Annotated in this window: 22 protein-coding genes; 8 read left to right on the plus strand and 14 right to left on the minus strand. The window is 65.0% G+C overall.

The features are described 5' to 3' along the window. Positions 1–32: 32 nt before the first annotated feature. The 8 genes from B6K69_RS11155 to lysA all read right to left on the minus strand — a co-directional run bounded on the left by B6K69_RS11155 (position 33) and on the right by lysA (position 9,108). Positions 33–1,610, minus strand: a complete 1,578-nt coding sequence (locus B6K69_RS11155) for a D-aminopeptidase (RefSeq protein ID WP_108643833.1) — start codon at positions 1,608–1,610, stop codon at positions 33–35. A gap of 5 nt (positions 1,611–1,615) precedes the next feature. Next, complete coding sequence (locus tag B6K69_RS11160; protein ID WP_108643834.1) at positions 1,616–2,128, minus strand: L,D-transpeptidase family protein; 513 nt, start codon at positions 2,126–2,128, stop codon at positions 1,616–1,618. A gap of 12 nt (positions 2,129–2,140) precedes the next feature. Further along, a complete protein-coding gene (locus tag B6K69_RS11165; protein ID WP_107671605.1) occupies positions 2,141–3,118 on the minus strand; it encodes an ABC transporter ATP-binding protein in 978 nt (325 codons plus the stop codon). Further along, a complete protein-coding gene (locus tag B6K69_RS11170) occupies positions 3,115–4,131 on the minus strand; it encodes an ABC transporter ATP-binding protein (RefSeq protein WP_107671604.1) in 1,017 nt (338 codons plus the stop codon). Before B6K69_RS11170 ends, B6K69_RS11165 begins: the two co-directional genes overlap by 4 nt. Before the next feature lie 3 nt (positions 4,132–4,134). Further along, entirely contained in the window at positions 4,135–5,025 is an 891-nt protein-coding gene (locus B6K69_RS11175) for an ABC transporter permease (RefSeq protein WP_107671603.1), read from the minus strand. Then, positions 5,022–5,960 (minus strand): ABC transporter permease, encoded by a 939-nt coding sequence (locus tag B6K69_RS11180; protein WP_107671602.1) that lies wholly within the window; start codon positions 5,958–5,960, stop codon positions 5,022–5,024. The genes B6K69_RS11175 and B6K69_RS11180 overlap by 4 nt, the downstream gene beginning before the upstream one ends. An 87-nt stretch (positions 5,961–6,047) precedes the next feature. Then, a complete protein-coding gene (locus B6K69_RS11185; protein WP_206340513.1) occupies positions 6,048–7,622 on the minus strand; it encodes an ABC transporter substrate-binding protein in 1,575 nt (524 codons plus the stop codon). Between the two features lie 145 nt (positions 7,623–7,767). Then, complete coding sequence (gene lysA, locus B6K69_RS11190; protein ID WP_108643836.1) at positions 7,768–9,108, minus strand: diaminopimelate decarboxylase; 1,341 nt, start codon at positions 9,106–9,108, stop codon at positions 7,768–7,770. Positions 9,109–9,239: 131 nt separating this feature from the next. Here lysA and B6K69_RS11195 point away from each other — a divergent pair, with 131 nt between their 5' ends. Beyond that, a complete protein-coding gene (locus tag B6K69_RS11195) occupies positions 9,240–10,160 on the plus strand; it encodes a LysR family transcriptional regulator (protein WP_107671826.1) in 921 nt (306 codons plus the stop codon). A 64-nt stretch (positions 10,161–10,224) separates the two neighbouring features. Here B6K69_RS11195 and B6K69_RS11200 read toward each other — a convergent pair whose 3' ends face one another. Further along, the gene (locus B6K69_RS11200) at positions 10,225–11,238 is read right to left on the minus strand and encodes an NAD(P)H-quinone oxidoreductase (protein ID WP_108643837.1); all 1,014 of its coding nucleotides are present in this window, start codon (positions 11,236–11,238) and stop codon (positions 10,225–10,227) included. A 13-nt stretch (positions 11,239–11,251) separates the two neighbouring features. After that, positions 11,252–11,926, minus strand: a complete 675-nt coding sequence (locus B6K69_RS11205) for a COQ9 family protein (protein WP_108643838.1) — start codon at positions 11,924–11,926, stop codon at positions 11,252–11,254. 109 nt (positions 11,927–12,035) lie between these two features. Here B6K69_RS11205 and rpsU point away from each other — a divergent pair, with 109 nt between their 5' ends. Continuing rightward, the gene (gene rpsU, locus B6K69_RS11210; RefSeq protein ID WP_096519594.1) at positions 12,036–12,242 is read left to right on the plus strand and encodes a 30S ribosomal protein S21; all 207 of its coding nucleotides are present in this window, start codon (positions 12,036–12,038) and stop codon (positions 12,240–12,242) included. Positions 12,243–12,323: 81 nt separating this feature from the next. Here the strand turns inward: rpsU and B6K69_RS11215 are convergent, their stop codons facing one another. Continuing rightward, entirely contained in the window at positions 12,324–14,114 is a 1,791-nt protein-coding gene (locus B6K69_RS11215) for a monovalent cation:proton antiporter-2 (CPA2) family protein (RefSeq protein WP_108643839.1), read from the minus strand. 89 nt (positions 14,115–14,203) lie between these two features. Beyond that, positions 14,204–14,668, minus strand: coding sequence for an Lrp/AsnC family transcriptional regulator (locus B6K69_RS11220; protein WP_107671825.1), 465 nt, complete (start codon positions 14,666–14,668; stop codon positions 14,204–14,206). 143 nt (positions 14,669–14,811) lie between these two features. Here B6K69_RS11220 and ald point away from each other — a divergent pair, with 143 nt between their 5' ends. Beyond that, positions 14,812–15,930 carry an alanine dehydrogenase gene (gene ald, locus B6K69_RS11225; RefSeq protein WP_107671596.1) on the plus strand — a complete coding sequence of 373 codons (1,119 nt, stop codon included), beginning with the start codon at positions 14,812–14,814 and terminating at the stop codon, positions 15,928–15,930. Positions 15,931–16,008: 78 nt separating this feature from the next. On the opposite strand, the gene mscL is transcribed toward ald, so the two are convergent. Together mscL and B6K69_RS11235 are read right to left on the minus strand one after the other, a co-directional pair. Beyond that, positions 16,009–16,380, minus strand: coding sequence for a large conductance mechanosensitive channel protein MscL (gene mscL, locus B6K69_RS11230; RefSeq protein WP_108643840.1), 372 nt, complete (start codon positions 16,378–16,380; stop codon positions 16,009–16,011). A 134-nt stretch (positions 16,381–16,514) separates the two neighbouring features. Further along, positions 16,515–17,468 (minus strand): L-threonylcarbamoyladenylate synthase, encoded by a 954-nt coding sequence (locus B6K69_RS11235; RefSeq protein WP_108643841.1) that lies wholly within the window; start codon positions 17,466–17,468, stop codon positions 16,515–16,517. Positions 17,469–17,557: 89 nt separating this feature from the next. Here B6K69_RS11235 and B6K69_RS11240 point away from each other — a divergent pair, with 89 nt between their 5' ends. From B6K69_RS11240 to B6K69_RS11260, 5 genes are all read left to right on the plus strand, one after another. Further along, positions 17,558–19,264, plus strand: a complete 1,707-nt coding sequence (locus B6K69_RS11240; protein ID WP_108643842.1) for an acyl-CoA dehydrogenase — start codon at positions 17,558–17,560, stop codon at positions 19,262–19,264. A gap of 76 nt (positions 19,265–19,340) precedes the next feature. Beyond that, positions 19,341–20,369 carry an MBL fold metallo-hydrolase gene (locus B6K69_RS11245; RefSeq protein ID WP_108643843.1) on the plus strand — a complete coding sequence of 343 codons (1,029 nt, stop codon included), beginning with the start codon at positions 19,341–19,343 and terminating at the stop codon, positions 20,367–20,369. Continuing rightward, positions 20,366–20,815: a DUF6173 family protein gene (locus B6K69_RS18320; RefSeq protein WP_206340514.1), complete on the plus strand. Its 450-nt coding sequence runs from the start codon at positions 20,366–20,368 to the stop codon at positions 20,813–20,815. Before B6K69_RS11245 ends, B6K69_RS18320 begins: the two co-directional genes overlap by 4 nt. Positions 20,816–20,852: 37 nt before the next feature. After that, on the plus strand, positions 20,853–21,002 hold the full coding sequence (locus B6K69_RS11255; RefSeq protein WP_108643844.1) for an aa3-type cytochrome c oxidase subunit IV: 150 nt from the start codon (positions 20,853–20,855) through the stop codon (positions 21,000–21,002). A gap of 29 nt (positions 21,003–21,031) precedes the next feature. Next, the gene (locus B6K69_RS11260) at positions 21,032–21,643 is read left to right on the plus strand and encodes a hypothetical protein (RefSeq protein ID WP_108643845.1); all 612 of its coding nucleotides are present in this window, start codon (positions 21,032–21,034) and stop codon (positions 21,641–21,643) included. Positions 21,644–21,647: the final 4 nt, after the last annotated feature.

The following is a 21,647-nucleotide window of genomic DNA, read 5'->3' on the forward strand; positions in this document are numbered from 1 at the left end:
CTGATTGCCGGGGTAAACCCGCGCTGTGCCGGTCAGGCCCCCGACGGTGCCCCGGTTCGGCGATAGCTGATCTTTCTGGCAAGCCAGCATCCGATTACCAGACCGCGGACACCGCCTTCGCCGTCCCGCTCGATCAGCACTGTCCATTCCCCCGGGGGGGCGGCATCCATGGCGCGCCGGCTGGTGATGGTCCACAGGTCGCGGCCAAGCGGATACATCCGCTCCATCGGGCCGGTTCCCAGCATCCCGGTGAAGGTGACGTAGGCGGCCCCGTCGCGGAAGCGGATCTCAAGCGAGGTTCCCAGCTCATCCGACTGGTAGTGTCCCGCCAGCTCGGTTCCGTCTGCCCAGTCAAGCGGCGTGACGGCCCGGGCCACAACCCGCAGGTTCTCGGCCTTGCGGTCCATCCGCAGAACGCCATCCTCACGGCACAGCTCAATGCCATAGCCCTGGGCCACATCGCCCGACAGCAGCGGCAGAACCGTGGGGGACGGGGCGTAATGCAGGCGGACGCCGGCCGGATGATCGCCCGTCCTGACCAGAAGTTTCTGTTCGTCGTCGAACCACAGCCCGTTCCACCCGCTGGCAGCCAGGGCCGGTTCCCCAACCCGGCACCCCAGGGCCGCCCCCATCAGGGACCAGGCGGCGCGCATGGCGCTGGCTTCGTGGTTGAAGATCACCACGACCGACAGTCGTTCGGCCGCAACATGCAGCCGGAACGAGCAGAACCCCCGTAGACCGCCGCCGTGGCTGGTGACCCCATATCCGGCCAGCACGTCGCGGCGCAGCCCGTAGCCATAGGCCGCCGGCGTGCCATCGGTGAAGCTGACCGGACCGGAGATGCGGTTATACAGGCTGTCGGGGTTATCCCGTGTGGCGTCGATATGGCATTCCCAGGCCAGCATATCGTCAAGCGAGGCCGAGATGCCGGCATCTCCGAACCAGTGCAAACCGCTTTTGGCCGGCAGGAAGCCAACTTCGTCATTGCCCTCATAGCCAACCACATCATCCAGCGGTTTGCGCGTGTCGGGGGCAAGCGCGGCGGTGGCCATGTTCGCGGGCCGGAAGATGCGTTCGCGCAGCAGATCGCCGAAGTCGCGCCCCGTGGCGCGGCGGATCAGGTCTGCCAGCAGGCGGAAGTTTCCGTTGCAATAGGCGTAATGCTGACCCGGCGGGAAATGCCCGCCCTTGGCCTGCGTCAGAAGGGTCAGGCCATCCTCTTCCGTGAAAATGCCTTCCGGCTCTGCCCCGTGCAGGACGGTCAGCGCCCAGTAATCCCGCAGGCCAGACTGGTTATGGCACAGATGCGCCACTGTCGGCAGCGGCGCGGCGTGGTTCGGCAGCAGATCGGGCAGCAGCGGGGCCAGAACCTCGGGGTCATCGAACAGGTCCAGAAGCAGGGCGCAGGTCATGTGCTTCGAGATCGAACAGATCGGCAGCCGCGTCTGAGTGGTCATCGGCAGGTGCCGATACATGTCTGCAAAGCCCCAGGCGCGCCGGGCAATCACCTGTCCGTCCTTGACGACACCCGCCACCCCGGCCGGCCCGCGATGCTGGCCCGGAAGCAGGTTCAGCGCATGGTCCAGCGCGGCAAGATCCAGTTTGGTCATGGTCGTTACTGCGCCTTGAAGCACAGCCGGGTGTCGGGCGTTGCCTCCGACAGGAAGTCTTGCAGATCGGTCAGGGACAGGGCGGCGCAGCCGGCGGTCGGGGAATATTCGGCCCGGGCCACATGCAGAAAGATCGCGCTGCCGGCACCCGCCACCACCGGATCATCATTCTGCCCCAGCACGACAACGATGTCATACAGGTGATCTTCGCGCCACATCTCTTCATGGCTGGCGGCAAAGGGCCGGCGGACAAGCCGGTTATACTCGGGGTGATCCGGCGCGTCGCACCAGCCATCCGCCGGGTCGATCGGGGTGCAGGGAAAGGCGGAGGTCGGCGGGCCAGCCAGCCGGTCGGCGCGGTAGAACACCCGGCGGATCGGCCAGCAGCCGATCGGGCTGATGCCATCGCCTTCGCCCCCCTTCACGGCAATGCCGCCCCGGCCCACGGCGGCGCGCCAGGTCTTGTTCCCATAGCTGGCCTGATAGCCGTCGCCATGCGGTGTCACGATCAGATCCAAGACAGGCTCCCTTCAGGAATTCAGCGGAAAGTGGCAGGCAACGGCGCGGCCCTGACCCATGTCTTGCAGGTCCGGGTCATGGGTGCGGCAGATGTCCTTGGCAAAGGGGCAGCGCGTGTGGAACCGACACCCCGGCGGCAGGTTCATCGGGCTGGGAATCTCGCCCGTCATCAGCGGCCGTTCGCGGGTGCGCTGGCGCGGATCGGCCCGGGGCACGGCCGAAATCAGCAGCATCGTATAGGGATGCAGCGGCCCGGCGAAAATGTCTTCGGTGCGGCCCACCTCGACCAGACGGCCAAGGAACATCACCCCCACCCGATCGGCGAACTGGCGCACGACCGAAAGATCGTGGGTGATGAAGAAATAGGTCAGCTTCAGTTCATCCTGCAGGTCGCTCAGCAGGTTCAGCACCTGCGCCTGGATCGAGACATCCAGCGCCGACACGGATTCGTCGCAGACCACGAAATCAGGCTTGTTGGCCAGCGCGCGGGCGATCCCGATGCGCTGGCGCTGACCGCCGGAAAACTGGTGCGGGTAGTTGCGCAGGTAGGTGTGGCGCAGGCCAACCATGTCCAGCAATTCGGCGCAGCGGTCACGGATCACCTCGGCCGAACCATAGCCGTGGGTGCGCAGCGGTTCGGCCAGAATGTCCTCGATCCGCATCCGCGGGTTGAGCGAGGCGTAGGGGTCTTGAAAGACGATCTGCAACTTCTTGCGCAGGGCGCGCATTCCGGCATCGTCCAGCGCGGTGATGTCCTGCCCGCGATACGAAATCTGGCCGCCAGACGGTTCCTGAAGACGCAGCATGATGCGGCCAAGGGTGGTCTTGCCGCAGCCGGATTCACCGACCAGGGCAAAGGTTTCCCGTTCGCGGATGTCCAGTGTGACCCCATCGACGGCCCGCACCACCTTGCCTTGCCCCGCAAGCGTTCCGCCGCCCACGCGGTAATGCTTGGTCAGATTGCGGGCTGAAATGACGATCTCGTTCACAAGGGCTCTCCCTGGCTGATCGCATCCTGCCGGGCGTGCAGCCAGCAGCGGGCGCGATGATCCTTCTCCAGATCGGTGACGGCGGGTTCCCGGGTCTGGCAGATGGCCATGGCATCGGTGCAGCGGGGGCGGAAGCGGCAGCCTGACGGCAGCCTTGCCAGATTGGGCACCATGCCCGGAATACTGGGCATACGCCGTGCAATCCGGCTTTCGGTCGATTTCGGGATCGAGGCCAGCAGGCCGCGCGTATAGGGATGCGACGGGTTCTCGAACAGGTCAAAGACATTGGCCTGTTCGACAATCTGGCCCGCATACATCACGTTCACCTCGTCGCACATCTCGGCGATGATCCCCAGGTCATGGGTGATCATGATGATCGAGGTTCCCACGCGGTCGCGCAGTTCCTGCATCAGGCGCAGGATCTGCGCCTGCGTCGTCACATCCAGCGCCGTGGTGGGTTCGTCCGCGATCAGCAGCTTCGGTTCGCAGATCAGCCCCATCGCGATCATCGCCCGCTGCCGCAGACCGCCCGAAAGCTGGTGCGGATAGGCGTCAAGCCGGGCCTTCGGTTCGGGGATGCCAACCAGTTCGAACATTTCAAGCACACGGTCGCGGATGGCCCGCCGCCCAAGGCCCTGATGGATGCGCAGCGGTTCGCCCACCTGTTCCCACACCTTGCGCACGGGGTTCAGCGAGGTCATCGGTTCCTGGAACACCATGGCCATGTCGCGGCCACGGATCTGGCGCAGCCCGTCCGGGCTGATCGAGGCAAGCTCGATCCCGTCAAGATTGATGCTCTTGGCGCTGACCTGGCCCTGCGGTTTGGGCACCAGCCCCATCAACGAAAGCGCCGTCATGCTTTTGCCCGAGCCGGATTCCCCGACCAGACCGACGATCCGCCCGCGTCCGACATCGAACGAAATGTCGTCCAGCACCCGCACATTGCCACGGCCGCCGCGAAATTCGGTGCGCAGTTCGCGCACGCTCAGCACATTGCCCGAAGGGTTTGCCATTGCTCAGTCCTTCATGGAAGGGTCAAGCGCATCACGCAGCCCGTCACCGATGAAATTGAAGGCAAGCACCGTCATCAGGATCGCCACCCCCGGCATGATTGCCACCAGAGGCGCCTGAAACAGGTATTCCTTGCCCTTTGCCACCAACAGGCCCCAGCTTGCCTCGGGCGGCTGCACACCGACGCCCAGGAAGCTCAGGCTGGATTCCCACATGATCGCCTCGGGGATCGACAGCGAGAACAGCACGATCAGCGTTGGCGTCACATTGGGGAAGATGTGGCTGAACATGATCCGCACGCGCGAGGTTCCGTTTGCGCGGGCGGCCTCGATGAATTCTTTTTCCTTCAGCGCCAGCGTCTGCGACCGCACCACCCGCGCCACCCCGGCCCAGCCGACAAGGGCCAGCGCGATGAAGATGTTGAAGAGGTTTGCGCCCAGCGTGTACATCACCACCATCGCCAGCAAGAGCGAGGGGAAGGCGATCATCGTGTCGGCCAGCCGCATGATGACGAAATCGGTCTTGCCGCCCATATAGCCGCTGAGGATGCCCATGAAGGTGCCGATCAGCAGCGAAATCAGGCTGGGCACGGTTCCCACCACCAGCGAGATCCGGGCGCCGTAAAGGATGCGTGTCAGCACGTCGCGGCCGAAATTGTCGGTTCCCAGCCAATAGGTGGTGGACGCCGGCAGCAACTGTTCATCCAGCGCCACACGATAGGGGTCATGCGGGCTGATGATCGGCGCGAAAATGGCCAGGAACACCAGCAGGCAGACGAAGACCAGCCCCACCATGGCCATGCGGTTCTTGCGGAAGCCGCGCATGGTATCGCGCAGGAAGCTGGCTTCCTCGATCACCTCGGGCAGGTCGTTGGTGACAGCGGCGGACTGGCTCATCGCGCGTCCTTTCTCATCTGGGAACGGATACGGGGGTCGAGGACCGAGTAAAGAATGTCAGCCACCAGATTTCCAAGGATCACCAGAACCGTGGCGAACAGCACCGATCCTTGCAGAAGCGGCATGTCGCGGGCCTGGATTGCGTTGATCGAGATGCGGCCGACACCGGGGATGCCGAAGATCGCTTCGGTGATGACGGCGCCCGACAGCAGGCTGGCGACCTGAATCGCCATGATCGTGACCACCGGGATCAGGGCGTTCTTCAGCGCATGGCGCGAGATCACGCTGATTTCGCGCGCCCCCTTGGCGCGGGCGGTGCGAATGTAATCGTGACGCATCACTTCCAGCAGGCTGGACCGTGTCAGCCGGGCAATGACGCCGGCCGAACTCCACCCCAGCACGATTGCCGGCAGGATGACGTATTCGAAACCGTAGAACCCGGCGACCGGCAGCCACTTCAACTGCACGGCGAAGATGTACTGCATCAGCAGCGCCGACCAGAAGATCGGCATCGACACGCCAAGAAGCGAAAAGCCCATGAAGAAGTGATCAACAAAGGAATCGCGCCGAACCGCCGACAGGATGCCGGCCGGAATACCGATCACCCAGGAGACCAGGGCCGCACACCCGGCCAGATACAGCGTGTTCGGAAAGGCGTTCATGATCAGCGTGGTCACGCTGCGGTTCAGCTTGATCGAGGTGCCCAGATCGCCCTGAAGTGCCGCGAACAGGAACCGGAAGTAGCGGGTGATCAGCGGATCATCGAGGTGCATCTGGGCGCGGACGCGCTCAATCACATCAGGGCTGGCGTGTTCCTTCATCAGCAGGGCGATCGGGTCGCCGGGAACCACGTTCAGCATGACGAAAAGAATGGCCGTGATCCCGATCAAGACCGGGATCGAGACCAGAATCCGTCTTACCGTGAACATCAACATGGGCAAAATGCTCTTGTGGCGGCGCCATAGGGCGGCGTGACTGGGCGTGCGAAGGGGGCGGCGGGACAGGCCCGCCGCCATCGGGGATTATTCCGCGATTTCCATCTTGTAGTAGTTCATGTCGCTCCAGCCGTTCCACGGAACGACGAAGTTCTTGACGCGCGGCTGCACCACATAGCTGTGGTCCAGGCTGAACATCGGCACCCAGGCCGCATCTTCCTGCACGATCTTCTCGCCCATCTCGCGGTAAAGTGCACAGCGCGCTTCCGCGTCGGACATGCCGCGCGCCTTGTCCAGCGCCTCGAACACCACCGGGTCGTTGTTGTTGAAGGCGCGGACGGCCGTCCCCGACTTCGAGAAGAAGGTGTAGAAGAAGTTGTCGGGGTCGTTGAAGTCGGCCGACCAGCTTTGGGTATAGTTGTCGATCACGCCGGCCTTGCGCTTGTCGAAATAGGCGGCTTCGTCCATCGTGTCGATGCTGACCTTGAAGCCGGCTTCGGCGGCCTGGGCCTGAATGATCTGGTTCATGTCCGACCATTTCGACGACCAGCTCGACACCTGCGCCAGCTTGATCTCGACACCGTCGGGATAGCCGGCTTCAGCCAGCAGTTCCTTGGCCTTGGCGGGGTTGAACTCGATCGGCGTGGCCGGTTCATAGCAGGTCAGGCCGCGCGGCATGACGCCGTTTTCAAGCACGCCCTTGCCGTAGAAGTTCTTGTCCAGGATTTCCTGACGGTTGATCGCCATCTGGAAGGCCTTGCGCACGCGCACATCGTCGAACGGCTTGTTCGCCTGGTTGATGTGGTAATAGTACATCCCCACGCGCGGGCCGGTGCGGATCAGGTCTTTCCACTGGTCGCTGCCATAGAAGTAGGGCGTCTGCGACACCGCGTAATCCAGATCGAAGACATCCAGCTCATCGGTTTCGAACAAGAGCCGCAGCGTTTCGGAATCCGACACCACGCGCACAAGGATGCTGTCCAGCTTGGGGCGGCCGCGGAAGTAGGATTCGTTCGCCACCAGCCGCTGGCTGTCATTCAGCTCATAGCTTTCCAGCTTGAACGGGCCGGTGCCGTTGGTGGTTTCCGGAGACAGGCCGAACTGATCGCCCGCGGCTTCGGTGAAGGCGCGGTTGAAGATCGAGGCCTGCGGGCTGGCCATCAGCGCAAGGAAGGCCGCGTAGGGCTGCGACAGGGTGATCTGAACCGTATACTTGTCCAGCGCCTTGAGGCCGGCCACGCTGTCCGCCGTGCCGTCGAGCCGTTCATGCGCGCCGGCCACGAAATCCAGAATGTCGGTGCCAAGCGCCTTGGTGGCCGGGTTCAGCATCCGGTCGAAGGTATAGACCACGTCATCGGCCGTCAGTTCCGCGCCGTCGTGGAACAGCACCCCCTGACGGAGGTGGAAGGTATAGACCAGACCATCGGCCGAAACGTCCCACTTCTCGGCCAGACCCGGCACCAGCGCCGATTGGCCGGGGCTGGTGGTTTCGGCTTCGATCAGCCGGTCGAACACGTTCAGCGGCAGCATGTAGGCATCCGATGTCTTCTGGACATCGGCGGTCTTGGGATCTTCGGGATAGGAAATCCGCAGCATCTGTTCTGCCAGGCCCGGCGTCATCAGCACAAGGCTTGCAAGACCGGACGCGAGCAGGAGTTTCATTTTGTTCTTCATGGCTTACCTCGTTGTCGGTTACCGGGTTTCCTTTGCAGCGGCCCCCCGGTCAAGGCACGACTGTCAATGCGACTCGATCTTGGCTCTGGCATCCGGCCCGTCGCATGGCCGCCAGTTTTCCGTGCCCCCCGCCTCAGCCGGCCGAAGGCGCCCCGGTCCAGGGGCCGGGCTGTTCCAGTTGCAGCAGCCTGTCGGTGCCCGTGCGCTGGCGGATCACGCGGAAGCGGTCGCCATCGACCAGAACCTCGGGAACCAGTGCCCTTGAGTTGTAGGTTGAGGACATGCTGGCGCCGTAGGCACCCGCATTGTCGAAGGCCAGAAGATCACCCGATTTCAGCTCTCCAAGATCGGCGTAACTGCCAAAATCGTCAGAGCTTTCGCAGATCGGCCCAACCAGGCGGCACGGCAGGGGGGCCGCGCTGCGCGGCGCATGGACCGTCAGCACCGGATGGCGCGCGTCGTAAAGCGCGGGGCGCATCAGATCATTCATCGCGGCATCAACCACGGCAAAGCCGGCGCCATCCCCTTGCTTGAGATAAAGCACCTCGGTCACCAATATGCCCGCCCGCGCACTTAGCCAGCGGCCCGGTTCGACATTCACCTCGCAGCCCAGATCGCCCACGGTTTCGGCAATGATCCGGGCGTATTCCGCAAGGTCGGGCCCGGGCTCTGCCCCCGAACCGATGCCAAGGCCGCCGCCCAGATCCAGCCGCGTAACTGTCAGCCCCTCTGCACGAAGCTGCCGCACCAGCCCGGCCAGCGCGGCCCAGGCATGGCGGAACGGCGAAAGGTTCTGCACCTGTGAACCGATATGAACGGCAAGCCCCAGACATTCGACCCAGGGCATTTGGGCCGCGCGCGCATAAAGCGCGGGAACATCGCCGATGGCGATGCCGAACTTGCTGTCCTTGCGGGCGGTGGTGATCTTGGCGTGGGTTCCCGCATCGACATCGGGGTTCACCCGCAGCGCCACCGTCGCGCGGCGGCCCAGCGATTGCGCCACCTCGGCCACTACATCAAGCTCGGCCGCGGATTCGACGTTGATCTGGTGAAGCCCCGCTTCAAGGGCGCGACCGATTTCATCGCGCGTCTTGCCGACGCCCGAGAAGATGATGCGCGAAGCCGGGGTACCTGCCGCCAGCGCCCGGTCCATCTCGCCGCCTGAGACGATGTCCATGCCACAGCCAAGCCGCGCGAATTCGGTCAGGACATTGAGGTTGCTGTTCGCCTTGACGGCAAAACAGACCGCAACCCCCAGCGGTCCGACGGCACTGGTCAACTCGGCATAGCCGCGGCGCAGCTCTGATGCCGAATAGCAGTAGAAAGGCGTTCCCACAGCCTGGGCAATGTCGGCCAGGCTGACACCTTCCGCGTGCAGAACGCCGTCTTGCCGCGACAGCCAGCGCGGCTGTCCGGGCGTGGACAGGGGCGCAATCGCAGGGGGGGCGGAGGAGAGGGCAAGGGCTTCCGGCATGACATATCGCTGTGTTGTGATGGCTCTGTGACCATTCCAGACGAATTTATGCGGATTAAATATTTGATACGCACATCTTATTCGTTTCTGATATGGATGTGCAGCCGGAGGCCGGTTTCCAAGAGGACCACATGAAGCTCAATCAGCGTCAGATCGACATCTTCAACGCGATCATGGTTCACAAGAGCATGACCGCCGCGGCGGCTGCTTTGGGCACGTCACAACCAACAATCAGCCGTGAAATCCGTGAGATGGAGCAGCGGATCGGGTTTGAGCTGTTCCTGCGCTTCGGCAAGCGCCTGACCCCGACCGACCAGGCGGCCCTGCTGCACGAAGTGGTGCGAAGGTCGTTTGTCGGGATGGATGAAATCAGCCGCGCCGCATCTTCAATCCGCACGCGGAATGCCGCAAATTTCCGCATCGCCAGCATCCCGGCCCATGCGGAATCGATCATTCCGCGCGTGATCCAGCGGTTCCTGAAGGCGCGGCCGGCGATCCATTTCTCGGTTCATTCACATGAAGAGCCTTCGCTGCGCCATGAGATGACGACCCAGGTCTTCGATCTGGGGCTGACCGAGAACAGGTTTGAACGCGAAGGGGCCACGACCGAGACGATCCCCGCAGGAGACATGGTCTGCGTTCTGCCAGTCGGGCATCCATTGGCGCGAAAGGCCGCGCTGGCGCCCGAGGATTTTTCCGGCCAGCCATTCATCTACTTCGGTCAGAACGACCCCTATCGCCACAAGCTGGATGAGGTGTTCTTCGCGGGCGATGTCGTGCGCAGTTACGCGGCCGAGACCACAACCGCGGCCAGCGTTTGCGCCATGGTGGCGGCGGGGGTGGGCATATCCATCATCAACCCGCTGACGGCAGCCAGCCACACCGGGCGCAACGTGGTGTTCCGCCGGTTGCAGGTTTCCGTGCCTTACCTGCTTGCCGTCTGGCGCCCCGCGCGAAGCGTCCGCACCGTGCAGGCTGACAAGTTCGTTGCAGCCCTGCGCGACGCGGCGGCCGAAATGTCAGCCTCGCTTCGCGTGGCGCTTGAGGTGTAACCGGCGGAACGCGGCGGGATCAGCCAGCGGGCAGCTTCTTGGCGCCGATGCTGGCGGCGCATTGTCAGGGGCCGTGGCCGGTCGGCTGATCCTCGATCTTCAGCACGATCTTGCCCACATGGCCCGGTGTCTCGATCCTCCAGTGCGCCTGCGGGGCCTGGTCCAGCCGGTATTCGCTGTCCATCACCACCTTGAACGCGCCGCGCGCGATCATGGGCCAGACATTCGCCTCGACTTCGGCCGCGATGCGAGCCTTCGACAGATCGCTTTGCGCGCGCAGGGTTGATCCGGTGACGGTCAGCCGCCGCATCATCACCTCGGCAAAGTTCACCTCGGCCTTGGCCCCTTGCAGGAAGGCGATCTGCACCAGACGCCCCTCATCGGCCAGCGCCTTGATGTTGCGCGGGATATAGGCGCCCCCCACCATGTCAAGAATGACATGGGCCCCGCCTTCGGCCTGCATCAGGCGCGACCAGTCCTGAGTTCGGTAGTTCCAGGCGGCTTCGGCCCCAAGGTCGGTGCAGACCTTGCATTTTTCCTCTGATCCGGCGGTGGCGAAGACCCGCGCGCCAAGTGCCCGGGCAATCTGGATGGCCGTGGTGCCGATGCCGCTGGTGCCACCATGCACCAGAAGCCGGTCGCCGGCCTTCAGCCCGCCGCGCATCACCACGTTCGACCAGACGGTGAAACAGGTTTCCGGCAGGCAAGCCGCATCGCGCAGACCCATGCCCGCCGGCACCGGCAGGGCGTGGCTTTCATGGCAGACTGCGTATTCCGCATATCCCCCGCCTGGCAGCAGCGCGCAAACCTTGTCACCGATTGACCAGCGGGTGACGCCCGGCCCCAGTTCGACCACGGTCCCCGATCCCTCAAGCCCCGGCAGGGCCGAGGCGCCGGGCGGCGGCGCATAGGCCCCGGCGCGTTGCAGCGCATCAGGCCGGTTCACCCCGGCCCAGGCCAGCCGGATCACGATCTGGCCATGGCTGGGCACCGGCACCGGCACCGAACAGGGCTTCAACACATCCGGCCCGCCGGGGGCGACGATTTCCATCGCCAGCATGGAATGCGACAGGTTCATTTCTTGCGGCCTTTCAGTTCGGGCGGGCGCCGGGCAGATCCTCGGGCATCTTGGGCGCGCGAATCCTTTCCAGAATCTTGAACGGCCCTGCCATCATCGCCTTGCCCAGCGGATTTTCCCGGAATGCCGCCTTGGCCTTTTCAAAGCGCATCACGCCTTCGATCCGGCGGTCAAGGAAATCCCAGGTGCCCTGATGGTCGGGGCTGTCGTCGCCCAGCCAGAACAGCACGGTCGACCCATAGACCGCCGACAGGCTGGCGCGCTTGGAATACCAGTTCAGATCGTCCGACGTGTCGCCAAGGGCTGTCCAGATCGCATCCGCCGTGCCCCAGATGGCCCGCGCTCCGTCGGCAGCGTGGTGGGGCAGGGAAAACAGCGTGCTGCCGCGCCGTACCAGTTCCCGGTCGGCGCCTTCCAGCCGCAGCCGCACCGCCTGGGCCACCTTGTCGCGGAACCGCAGCGCCGACAGATCGGCCACCGCCAGCGCCTGTATCATCTCGCGGTCGCCGCGCTGGTGGTAGGCCAGCGCCAGATCGACCCCGCCGCGCGGATAAAGCGCGCGGGCCAGCGCCAGCGGCACCCCCGAATCGCCTGCAGCCGCCCGCAGCGTGGCGTCAGACCAGCCGTCAAAGGGCACATGCACCAGCGCCGCGTCCAGAATCCGCTCTTTCCGCTCGTCTTCGCCCATCGTTCCCTCCGTTGCTGCCGCAAAGGTAGACACACCCGCCCCCCTTTGCTATAGGGCGCCGGCCTGCACATCTTGTGCAACTCTAACTTAGGAAGGTGGTGACAACCACATGCAGGTCAGCGTCCGCGACAACAACGTCGAACAGGCCCTTCGGGCCCTGAAGAAGAAGCTGCAGCGCGAAGGCGTGTTCCGCGAAATGAAGCTCAAGCAACATTTCGAGAAACCGTCGGTCAAGAAAGCGCGCGAACAGGCCGAGGCAATCCGCCGGGCCCGTAAACTCGCCCGCAAGAAAGCCCAGCGCGAAGGCGGTCTCTAAGACGTCAGCGACACTGGGGCCGGCAACGGTCCGAAAAGGTCAGCCCCCGTCCGTGAGGCCGGGGGTTTTCCATTTCCGGGGTCAGTGCCCGGTTGCCGGCATGTCCCGGTTGCCAAGCAGCAGGTCGCGCCCGGCATAGATGCCGTCCACCGATTGCAGCGCCAGCCGGTCTCGGTCGCGCGCGCGGGCATCGGCGATCAGCTCGTCCGCCTCTTCCTCGGTGGCGCCCAGCCGCAGCACCGCTTCGCGGCCCATGGCAACGGCGCTCTCATAGGTTTCGCGGATCTGGTAGTCGGCCCCCTTGGCGATCAGCTCGATCGCATGGCCCCGGTCAAAGGCGCGGGCCAGAACCGGCACAAGCGGGAATTCATGTTTCAGCATCTCGACGATCCGCGTCGTCGTCTCGGCCTTGTCGGTGGCCACCACCACCAGATCGGCGCTTCCGGCCCCTGCGGCATGCAGAATGTCCAGCCGCGCCCCGTCACCATACCAGACCTTGAACCCGAACGAGGCCGCCGCCTGGATCATCTCGGTATCATTGTCGATGGCCGAGATGCTGTGCCCCCGCGCCAGCAGCGGTTGGCCAACGATCTGCCCCACGCGGCCAAAGCCGATCAGCAGCACGTTGCCGCGCAGCCCGCCTGCCCCCGTGACATCCTCGACCCCGTCCATGTTCACGCTGGCCTTCGGCCGCAGCCGGTCATGCAGGAGGATCATCAGGGGTGTCAGCACCATCGACAGGATGATGATCGCGGCCAGGTTGGCGTTCCATTCGGGTTCCAGAATCCCGAACTGCGTGGCGGCGGCATAAAGGACGAAGGCGAACTCGCCCCCCTGCGCCATCAGCACCGCACGTTCCAGCGATTCGGCCCGATCCGCCTTGAACAGCCGCGCTACGCCATAGATCACCAGCATCTTCAGGATGATGAAGGCGGGCACGGAAATCGCGATCACCACCCAGTTGGCGGCAATGACATTCAGGTCCAGTGCCATGCCGACGCCCAGGAAGAACAGGCCCAGAAGCAGGCCCCGGAAGGGTTCGACATCGGCCTCAAGCTGGTGGCGGAAGCTGGATTCCGACAGCAGCACGCCGGCAAGAAACGCCCCCATCGCCATCGACAGCCCGCCCGCCTGCATCAGCACGGCGGCCCCCAGCACCACCAGCAGGGCGGCGGCCGTCATCACCTCGCGCGCGCCGAACCGCGCCAGCAGGCGGAACATCGGGTTCAGAAGATAGCGCCCGGCCAGCACCAGCACGACAATCGCCGCCAGCCCGATCGCCACGCCTTGCAGACGGTCCGCCAGCGTGGCCTCTTGCCCACCCGGCGCCAGAAAGGCCACCAGCGCCAGCAGGGGAACGATGGCCAGATCCTCAAGCAGCAGGATCGCCACGATCCGCCGCCCCTTGGGCAGGCCCATCTGACCGCGCTCTTCCAGCATCTGCATCACGATGGCGGTTGATGTCAGCACAAAGCCGGTGCCGGCCACGAAACTGGCCTCGGGCGGATAGCCCAGGAGGATGCCCACCCAGACCAAGGCAAACATCGCCAGCGCCACCTGCGCCAGCCCGATACCGAAGATTTCGCCCCGCATGGCCCACAGGCGGCTGGGCTGCATTTCCAGCCCGATGATGAACAGGAACAGCACCACACCCAGTTCGGCCACATGGATGATGGCCTGTGGGTCATCAAAGAACCCCAGGCCGAACGGCCCGATGGCAAGGCCGGCGGCCAGATAGCCCAGAACCGACCCAAGGCCGATGCGGCGGAAGACCGGCACCGCGATCACGGCCGCGGCAAGCAGCACCACGATCGGCAGCAGGTCAAACCCATGGTGGGCGGATTCTGCTGCGTGGGAAACCGGGTCTGCCATTCTGTGTCACCTGTCTTGAAACGCTTACCTGCACACCGCAGCGGGATCGCATCCTGACGGGCGTTTCCTGCAAGAGCAAGCGTCGGTTGCTACACGGGCAGCGCCGTTGTCTTCAGCACCTCGCGCAGCGCGAAGCTGGATTGCATCTGCCGCACGCCCGGCAACCGGCTTAGCCGCTGGCGGTGGATGCGGGCGAAATCCTCGGTGTCCTCGGCCACGATCTTCAGCAGATAGTCCGCCGTTCCTGCCATCAGGTGACATTCCAGAATGTCGGGCACCCGCGCCACTTCGCGTTCAAAGGCATCAAGCAGATCCTCGGCCTGGCTTTCCAGCGTGATTTCCACGAAAACCGTGGTCGGCTTGCCCAGCCGCCGCGCATCCAGCAGCGCGACATAGGCGGCGATGAAGCCTTCCTCCTCCAGCCGCTGCACCCGGCGGTGGCAGGCCGAGGGGGACAGGTTCACCCGTTCACTCAGTTCCGCGTTGGTGATGCGGCCTTCCTTCTGCAATGCAGCAAGAATACGGCGGTCGGTTGCGTCCAGTTCGTCTGACACGAAGAAATCTCCTGCGGCCACGGTATTCTGCCGAAGAATCTACCGGAAAGCCGTGTCCGGGCCAACCAGATTTCAAAGCATCGCCGCCCGATATGCCCGACGCTGGCCTTACAAGGCCGCAACGGGCCGACAGGGAGAGAGCCATGAAAATCGGATGCCCGAAAGAGATCAAGCCGCAGGAGTTCCGTGTGGGCATGACGCCCGACGCCGCGCGTGAGGCGGTTGCCGCCGGCCATGAGGTGCTGATCGAGACGAAGGCCGGCCTTGGGGCCGGCTTTACCGATGATGATTATCGCGCGGCCGGGGCGGCCATCGTCGATACCGCAGAAGAGATTTTCGCCCGGGCCGACATGATCGTGAAGGTCAAGGAACCGCAGCCGGTAGAGCGCAAGCGCCTGCGTCCGGGGCAGATCCTGTTCACCTATCTGCACCTCGCGCCCGACCCGGAACAGACCGCCGATCTGCTGGCCTCGGGGGCGACCTGCATCGCCTATGAAACCGTGACCGATGCCCGTGGCGGCCTGCCGCTGCTGGCGCCGATGTCCGAAGTGGCCGGCCGTCTGGCGCCGCAGGTCGGCGCGTGGTCGCTGCAAAAGGCCAATGGCGGACGCGGTGTTCTGCTGGGCGGTGTGCCCGGCGTTGCCCCGGCAAATGTCGTGATCGTTGGCGGCGGCGTTGTTGGCACCGCGGCGGCCCGCGTGGCCGTGGGCATGGGCGCGCGCGTCACCGTGCTGGATCGTTCGGTTCCGCGCCTGTCCTATCTGGATGACATCTTCCACGGCAAGCTGGTCACCCAGTATTCCAGCGCCGCCGCGCTGGCCGAACTGGCCCGCACGGCCGACATGGTGATCGGTGCCGTCCTGATTCCGGGTGCCGCCGCACCCAAGCTGATTTCGCGCGCCCAGCTTAGGGACATGAAGCCCGGCGCCGTGCTGGTGGACGTGGCCATCGACCAGGGCGGCTGTTTCGAAACCAGCCGCGCCACCACGCACCAGGACCCGATCTACGAAGTGGACGGCGTGCTGCATTACTGCGTGGCCAACATGCCCGGTGCCGTTGCCCGCACTTCGACCCAGGCGCTGGGCAACGCGACCATGCCCTTCATGCTGGCCCTTGCGAACAAGGGCTGGAAAAAAGCCTGCGCCGATGACCGTCACCTTCTGGCCGGTCTGAATGTCCACGCGGGCAAGCTGACCTATGAAGCCGTCGGCGTTGCGCTGGGGCTGCCCAGCATTTCGGCCGAAGAGGCGCTGAAAATCTGAACCCGCCCCTGTTGAACGGCAAACGGCCCGCGAGATCACTCTCGCGGGCCGTTCTGTTGGGAAGGATGGTTGGTCCGCTTACTTCTTCTTCAGCTCGGCCAGAATCTGCGCCAGAAGCTCGGCTTCCGAAGGGCCGGCCGGCGCGGTGGCGGGGGCCTCTTTCTTCGGCATCAGCTTGTTGATGAACTTCACCAGCAGGAACACCACCCATGCCACGATCAGGAATTTGATCACGGCATTTACGAAGCTGCCGATGGCGAATTTCGCTTCGCCGATCGAGAAGCCCCAGGATGAGAAATCAATCCCGCCGACGATCATGCCGATCAGCGGATTGACCAGATCGTCCACCAGAGAGGTGACGATGGCGGTGAAAGCCGCCCCGATAATGATCCCGACCGCCAGGTCCAGGACGTTGCCCTTCGAAATGAAGGCTTTGAATTCGTTCAGCATTCCACGGTTCCCTTATTCTGCCCGCTGTTGTTGCCGACCGGCCCGCTGTTCTGCGGTGTCCGGGGTAGGCAAACTATGCCCAAGGCCGTTTGGTTTCGCACGGGGAAAATCGTGCCGCGGTGTTCCGAAGGATGTCAGGGGCGGGGGGCCGCCGCGCGGCGCAGCCGGTCATTGATCGCGCGGCCAAGGCCGGTTTCCGGCACCGGGGCAAAGGCGATGCGCCCGCCCGGGCCGGCCAGCGCATCCGCCTCGCGCAGCAGGTGGAACAGGGCGGCCGCGGCTTCCACCAGATCGCCCGCCGCGCTGAGTGTCAGATCGCCCCGTACCGGGCCGAAGCCAACCAGAATCTCGCCCGTTTCCGCGGCATGGGCGTTCAGCCGCACCGCCGCCGCAGGGGCGTAATGGCTGGCCAGTTGCCCCGGTGCGTTCGGCTTGGCGGCGCTGCCACCGCTGGTGACCTGCTGCCCCAGCGCGGCTTCCAGCGCCTCAAGCGGCAGGCCGCCGGGGCGCAGCAGGCGCGGGCTGTCGCCATCCAGCCCCAGGATGGTGCTTTCCACCCCCACCACGCAGGCCCCGCCATCCAGCACTGCCGCAATCTGCCCCGACAGCCCGGCCAGCACATGCGCCGCCCGTGTGGGCGACACCCGGCCCGAAGGGTTGGCCGAAGGTGCTGCCAGCGGGCCGCCAAACGCCTCAAGCAAGGCCCGCGCCACCGGATGCGCCGGCACCCGAACTGCTACCGTGGGCAGGTCAGCCGTGACCAGTGGAGACAATCCCGCCCCGCTGCGTTGCGGCAGGACCAGCGTCAAAGGGCCCGGCCAGAACGCTGTGGCCACGGCGCGCGCCCGGGCATCGAATACCGCCACCCGTTCGGCTGCGGCCAGCGATGGCACATGCACGATCAGCGGGTTGAACCGGGGCCGACCCTTTGCCGCGAAGATTCGCGCCACGGTTTCATCCTGCCGTGCATCACCGCCCAGACCATAGACCGTCTCGGTCGGGAACGCGACCAGCCGCCCGGACCGCAGCAGGTTCGCGGCCTGCAAAATGCCCGCGTCGGTTGCGGCAAGGGTCTTGGTCTCTTCCATCTGACGCAGCGTCCGGGTTGCAGGGGGGCCACTTGGGCTAGCTTGGCGATTAAGCGACGCGTCCGCGTCACACAAGCCGGAGTTTTTCGATGTCCCCCCGTGCCCCCGCCGCCGATCACCGTTTCATCCTCGATCACGTCGTGGGCTTTGCCGAGGTTGCAGCCACCGACCGTTTCGCCGAGGCGACGCCCGACACCGTGACCGCCATCCTGACCGAGGCCGCGCGGATGTGCGACGATGTCGTCGCGCCACTGAACCGCGATGGAGACAAGCACCCGGCCCGGCTGGAAAACGGCATCGTCCGCTCCTCGCCCGGCTATGATCGCGGCTATCGCGCCATTTCCGAAGGCGGCTGGATCGGCGTATCAGCGGCCCCCGAATGGGGCGGCATGGGCCTGCCGCATACGCTGGCCACTTGCGTGAACGAAATGCTGTCGGGGGCCTGCCTGTCGCTGCAACTCAAGCCGCTGCTGACCCAGGGCCAGATCGAGGCGTTGGAGCACCATGCCGATGATACGATCAAGGCGCTGTATCTGCCCAAGCTGATTTCCGGCGAATGGTCCGGCACCATGAACCTGACCGAACCGCAGGCCGGCAGCGACGTTGGGGCGCTGAAGTCGAAGGCCGAACCGAACGGGGATGGCAGTTATGCCGTGACCGGGCAAAAGATCTTCATCACCTGGGGCGACAGCGATCTGGTGTCGAATGTCTGCCATCTGGTCCTGGCCCGTCTGCCTGACGGCGCCCCGGGCACGCGCGGTATCAGCCTGTTCATGGTGCCGAAGTTCCTGCCCGATGCCGCCGGCAACCCCGGCGTGGCCAACAGCCTTCGCGTGGTCAGCCTGGAACACAAGCTGGGCATCCATGGCAGCCCGACCTGCGTGATGCAGTTCGACGGCGCCACCGGCTGGCTGGTCGGCGCGCCGCACAAGGGCATGGCGGCCATGTTCACCATGATGAACAACGCCCGCCTTGGCGTCGGGATGCAGGGCGTTGGCGTGGCCGAGGCGGCGCTGCAAAAGGCCGCCACCTTCGCGGTGGATCGCGTGCAGGGTCCGACCGGCACCGCCGAGGCCGGTATCATCGGTCATGCCGACGTGCGCCGCATGTTGGCCGAGGCCCGCGCCCAGGTCTTTGCTGCCCGCGCCATCGGTCTTGCCTGCGCCAAGGCCATCGACATGGCCACCGCCACCGCCGACCCGAAATGGCAGGCCCGCGCCGCGCTGCTGACCCCCATCGCCAAGGCTTTCGGCACCGACACCGGGATCGAGGTCGCCGATACCGGCGTGCAGATCCACGGCGGCATGGGCTTCATCGAAGAGACCGGGGCCGCCCAATACCTGCGCGATGCCCGGATCACCGCCATCTACGAAGGCACGAACGGCATCCAGGCGATGGATCTGGTCGGCCGCAAGCTGGCCGACAACGGCGACGCCGCCTTCCGCCTGATCGGTGAGGTCGAGGCCAATGCCAAGGCCGCCCGCGCCGCCTTGCCCGATCTGGCGGGTGAGGTCTGGCAAGCCGCCGAAACGCTGCGCGAAGCGACCGAGGCCCTTCTGGCCATGGCGCCGCAGGACCGCTTCGCCGGCGCCGTGCCCTATCTGCGCGCCTTCACGCTGGTACTGGGGGCAGATGCCCATCTCAAGGCCGCCGGTGCCGACCCTGCCCGCACGCCGCTGGCCGCGGTGATGATCCGCCGCCTGCTGCCGGCCCATGCCGCGCTGATCGACCGGGCCCTGACCGGCGCCGCCGATCTTTATGCCCTCAGCCCCGCCGACCTGGGCGCCCCGGCCTGACGACGGACCTGCCGCACGGCCACCAAAGCGGTGGCCGCCCTTGCACCTGCCCGCCGCCTGTCGCACGACTGGCGGCATGGCCAATGCGATTTACCATCCCTTTCCCGATCCGCCCGCCGAGGGCACCGCGACCGAGGTTGCATCCGGCATCCTGTGGATGCGCCTGCCGCTGCCGATGGCGCTGGACCATGTGAATGTCTATGCGCTGGACGATGGCGACGGCTGGACCATTGTCGATACCGGCCTTCACAGCCACCGCACGGTTGCCCTGTGGGAAACGCTGCTTGCCGGGCCGCTGGCCGGCCGTCCCGTGCGGCGGCTGATCGTCACCCACCACCACCCCGATCATGTTGGTCTGGCGGGTTGGTTTCAGGCCCGCGGGGCAGAGCTGATGACGACCCGCACCGCTTGGCTTTACGCCCGGATGCTGACGCTGGACGAACAGCCCCTGCCCACGCCGCAGGCGCTGACCTTCCTGCGCCGCGCCGGCCTGTCGCAGGCCGATCTGGACCGTCGCGCCGTGGAACGGCCGTTCAACTTTGCCGATGTGGTGTATCCGATGCCGGTGGGGTTCACCCGCCTGACCGAAGGCCAGACCCTGCGCCTGGCCGGGCGAACCTGGACCGTCCGCCTTGGCAGCGGTCACGCGCCGGATCACGCCACCCTCTGGACCGAGGGCCTTGTGCTGGGGGGTGATCAGCTTCTGCCGGGAATCTCGGCGAATATTGGGGTTTACCCCTCTGAACCCGATGATGACCCGCTGGCCGACTGGCTGGAAAGCTGTGACCGGCTGGCGGCCCATGCCCGGGATGACCAGCTTGTCCTGCCGGGCCACAAGCTGCCCTTCACCGGGTTGCCGTTCCGTCTGCTGCAGATGGCCGAGAATCACCATTCCGCGTTGACCCGGCTGCTGGACCATCTGGCGGTTCCGCGCAGCGCCGTTGACTGTTTTCCGCCGTTGTTCCGCCGCGACATCGGGCCGGCAGAGCTGAGCCTTGCCCTGGCCGAGGCGGTGGCGCATCTCAACCATCTCTTGCGCCGGGGCCTGATTTCCCGTTCGCTGACGGAAACGGGGGCCTGGACATGGCAGAAGACGCAGGAATGACCGCGCGGAAGGCGCCGGCGAAAGCCCGGTCAAGGGCCGCGGCCAAGGAGAAAAGCCCCGCCGAATGGGCCTACGACCGGCTGGTGCTGTATATCCGCAACTTCGAAAGCCAGCTTGATGCCACGCAGGAAATTGCCATGGGCTTCGCCGGCAGCGAAGCCGGCGTGCTGCAGATTGAAGGGCTGGGCTATTACGATCCCGATCTCCTCACCTTCTATGGCCGTGATGAAGACGGGCTGAAAACCCAGCTTGTGCAGCATGTCAGCCAGTTGTCGGTGATCCTGCGTGCCGTGCCCAAGCTGGCCCCGGAAGAACCGCCGCGGCGGATCGGGTTTCATCTGCCGGCAGGCTGGGCGGGGGGCGAATCCGGCGATGGATCGGCGCAGGGTGCGGATCATGCGCTGCGCCCCGCCGCGCCGCGTGACAGGGCCAGAGGATTAGGCTAACTAAGCCACATGTGACACCGAAAGGGACTCTGCAACGATGGCCGACAATACCCATAGCGAATACGTCCACGGCTCGATGGACATCCGCGCCCAGGAGAAGACCTTCGCCGGATTTATCCGCATGTCGACTTTCGTGGCGACCGTGGCCATCCTGATCCTGATCTTCATGGGCCTCGTCAACTCCTGACCCTGTGCCACCCTGACCGGAAATTCCAAATGCTGCGCCTGTTGATTTCCCTTGCCGCTGCCTTGTTTCTTGCGGCTTGCGGTGCCGATCGGACCTATGATTCGCAAGAAAGGGTGGATGCGGCGCGCTATGTTGCCGGTCCTCCGGCCACGATCACGCTGTTCACCGGGATCAACACCCAGAACGGCTCAGGCGCCCATTCCGCCCTGATGGTCAACGGTTCGCAGCGCGTGCTGTTCGATCCGGCCGGCACCTGGCAGCACGCTTCGGTGCCGGTTCGCAATGACGTGCATTACGGCATCACGGACCGGATGCTGCTGTTCTTCCTCGACTATCACACGCGGGATCATTTCGATGTGGTCGAGCAGACGATTGTCGTATCGCCCGAAGTCGCGGAACTGGTGCTGAACAAGATTCAGGCCTATGGGGCCGTGCCAAAGGCCGGCTGCGCCAATTCGATCTCAAGCATCCTGCGCACGGTTCCGGGCTTTGAATCCATCAAGTCGACCTGGTTCCCCAAGGCGCTGCGTCGCGAATTCGCCACCATCCCGGGCGTGACCGAACGCTATCTTCGGGATGCCGACGTGCCGAATACCCACGGCGTCATCATGGTGGACAAGGACGGCAACCGGGTGAACTGACCCC

This window comes from Pseudogemmobacter blasticus (assembly GCF_003071405.1).
Lineage (GTDB): Bacteria > Pseudomonadota > Alphaproteobacteria > Rhodobacterales > Rhodobacteraceae > Pseudogemmobacter > Pseudogemmobacter blasticus.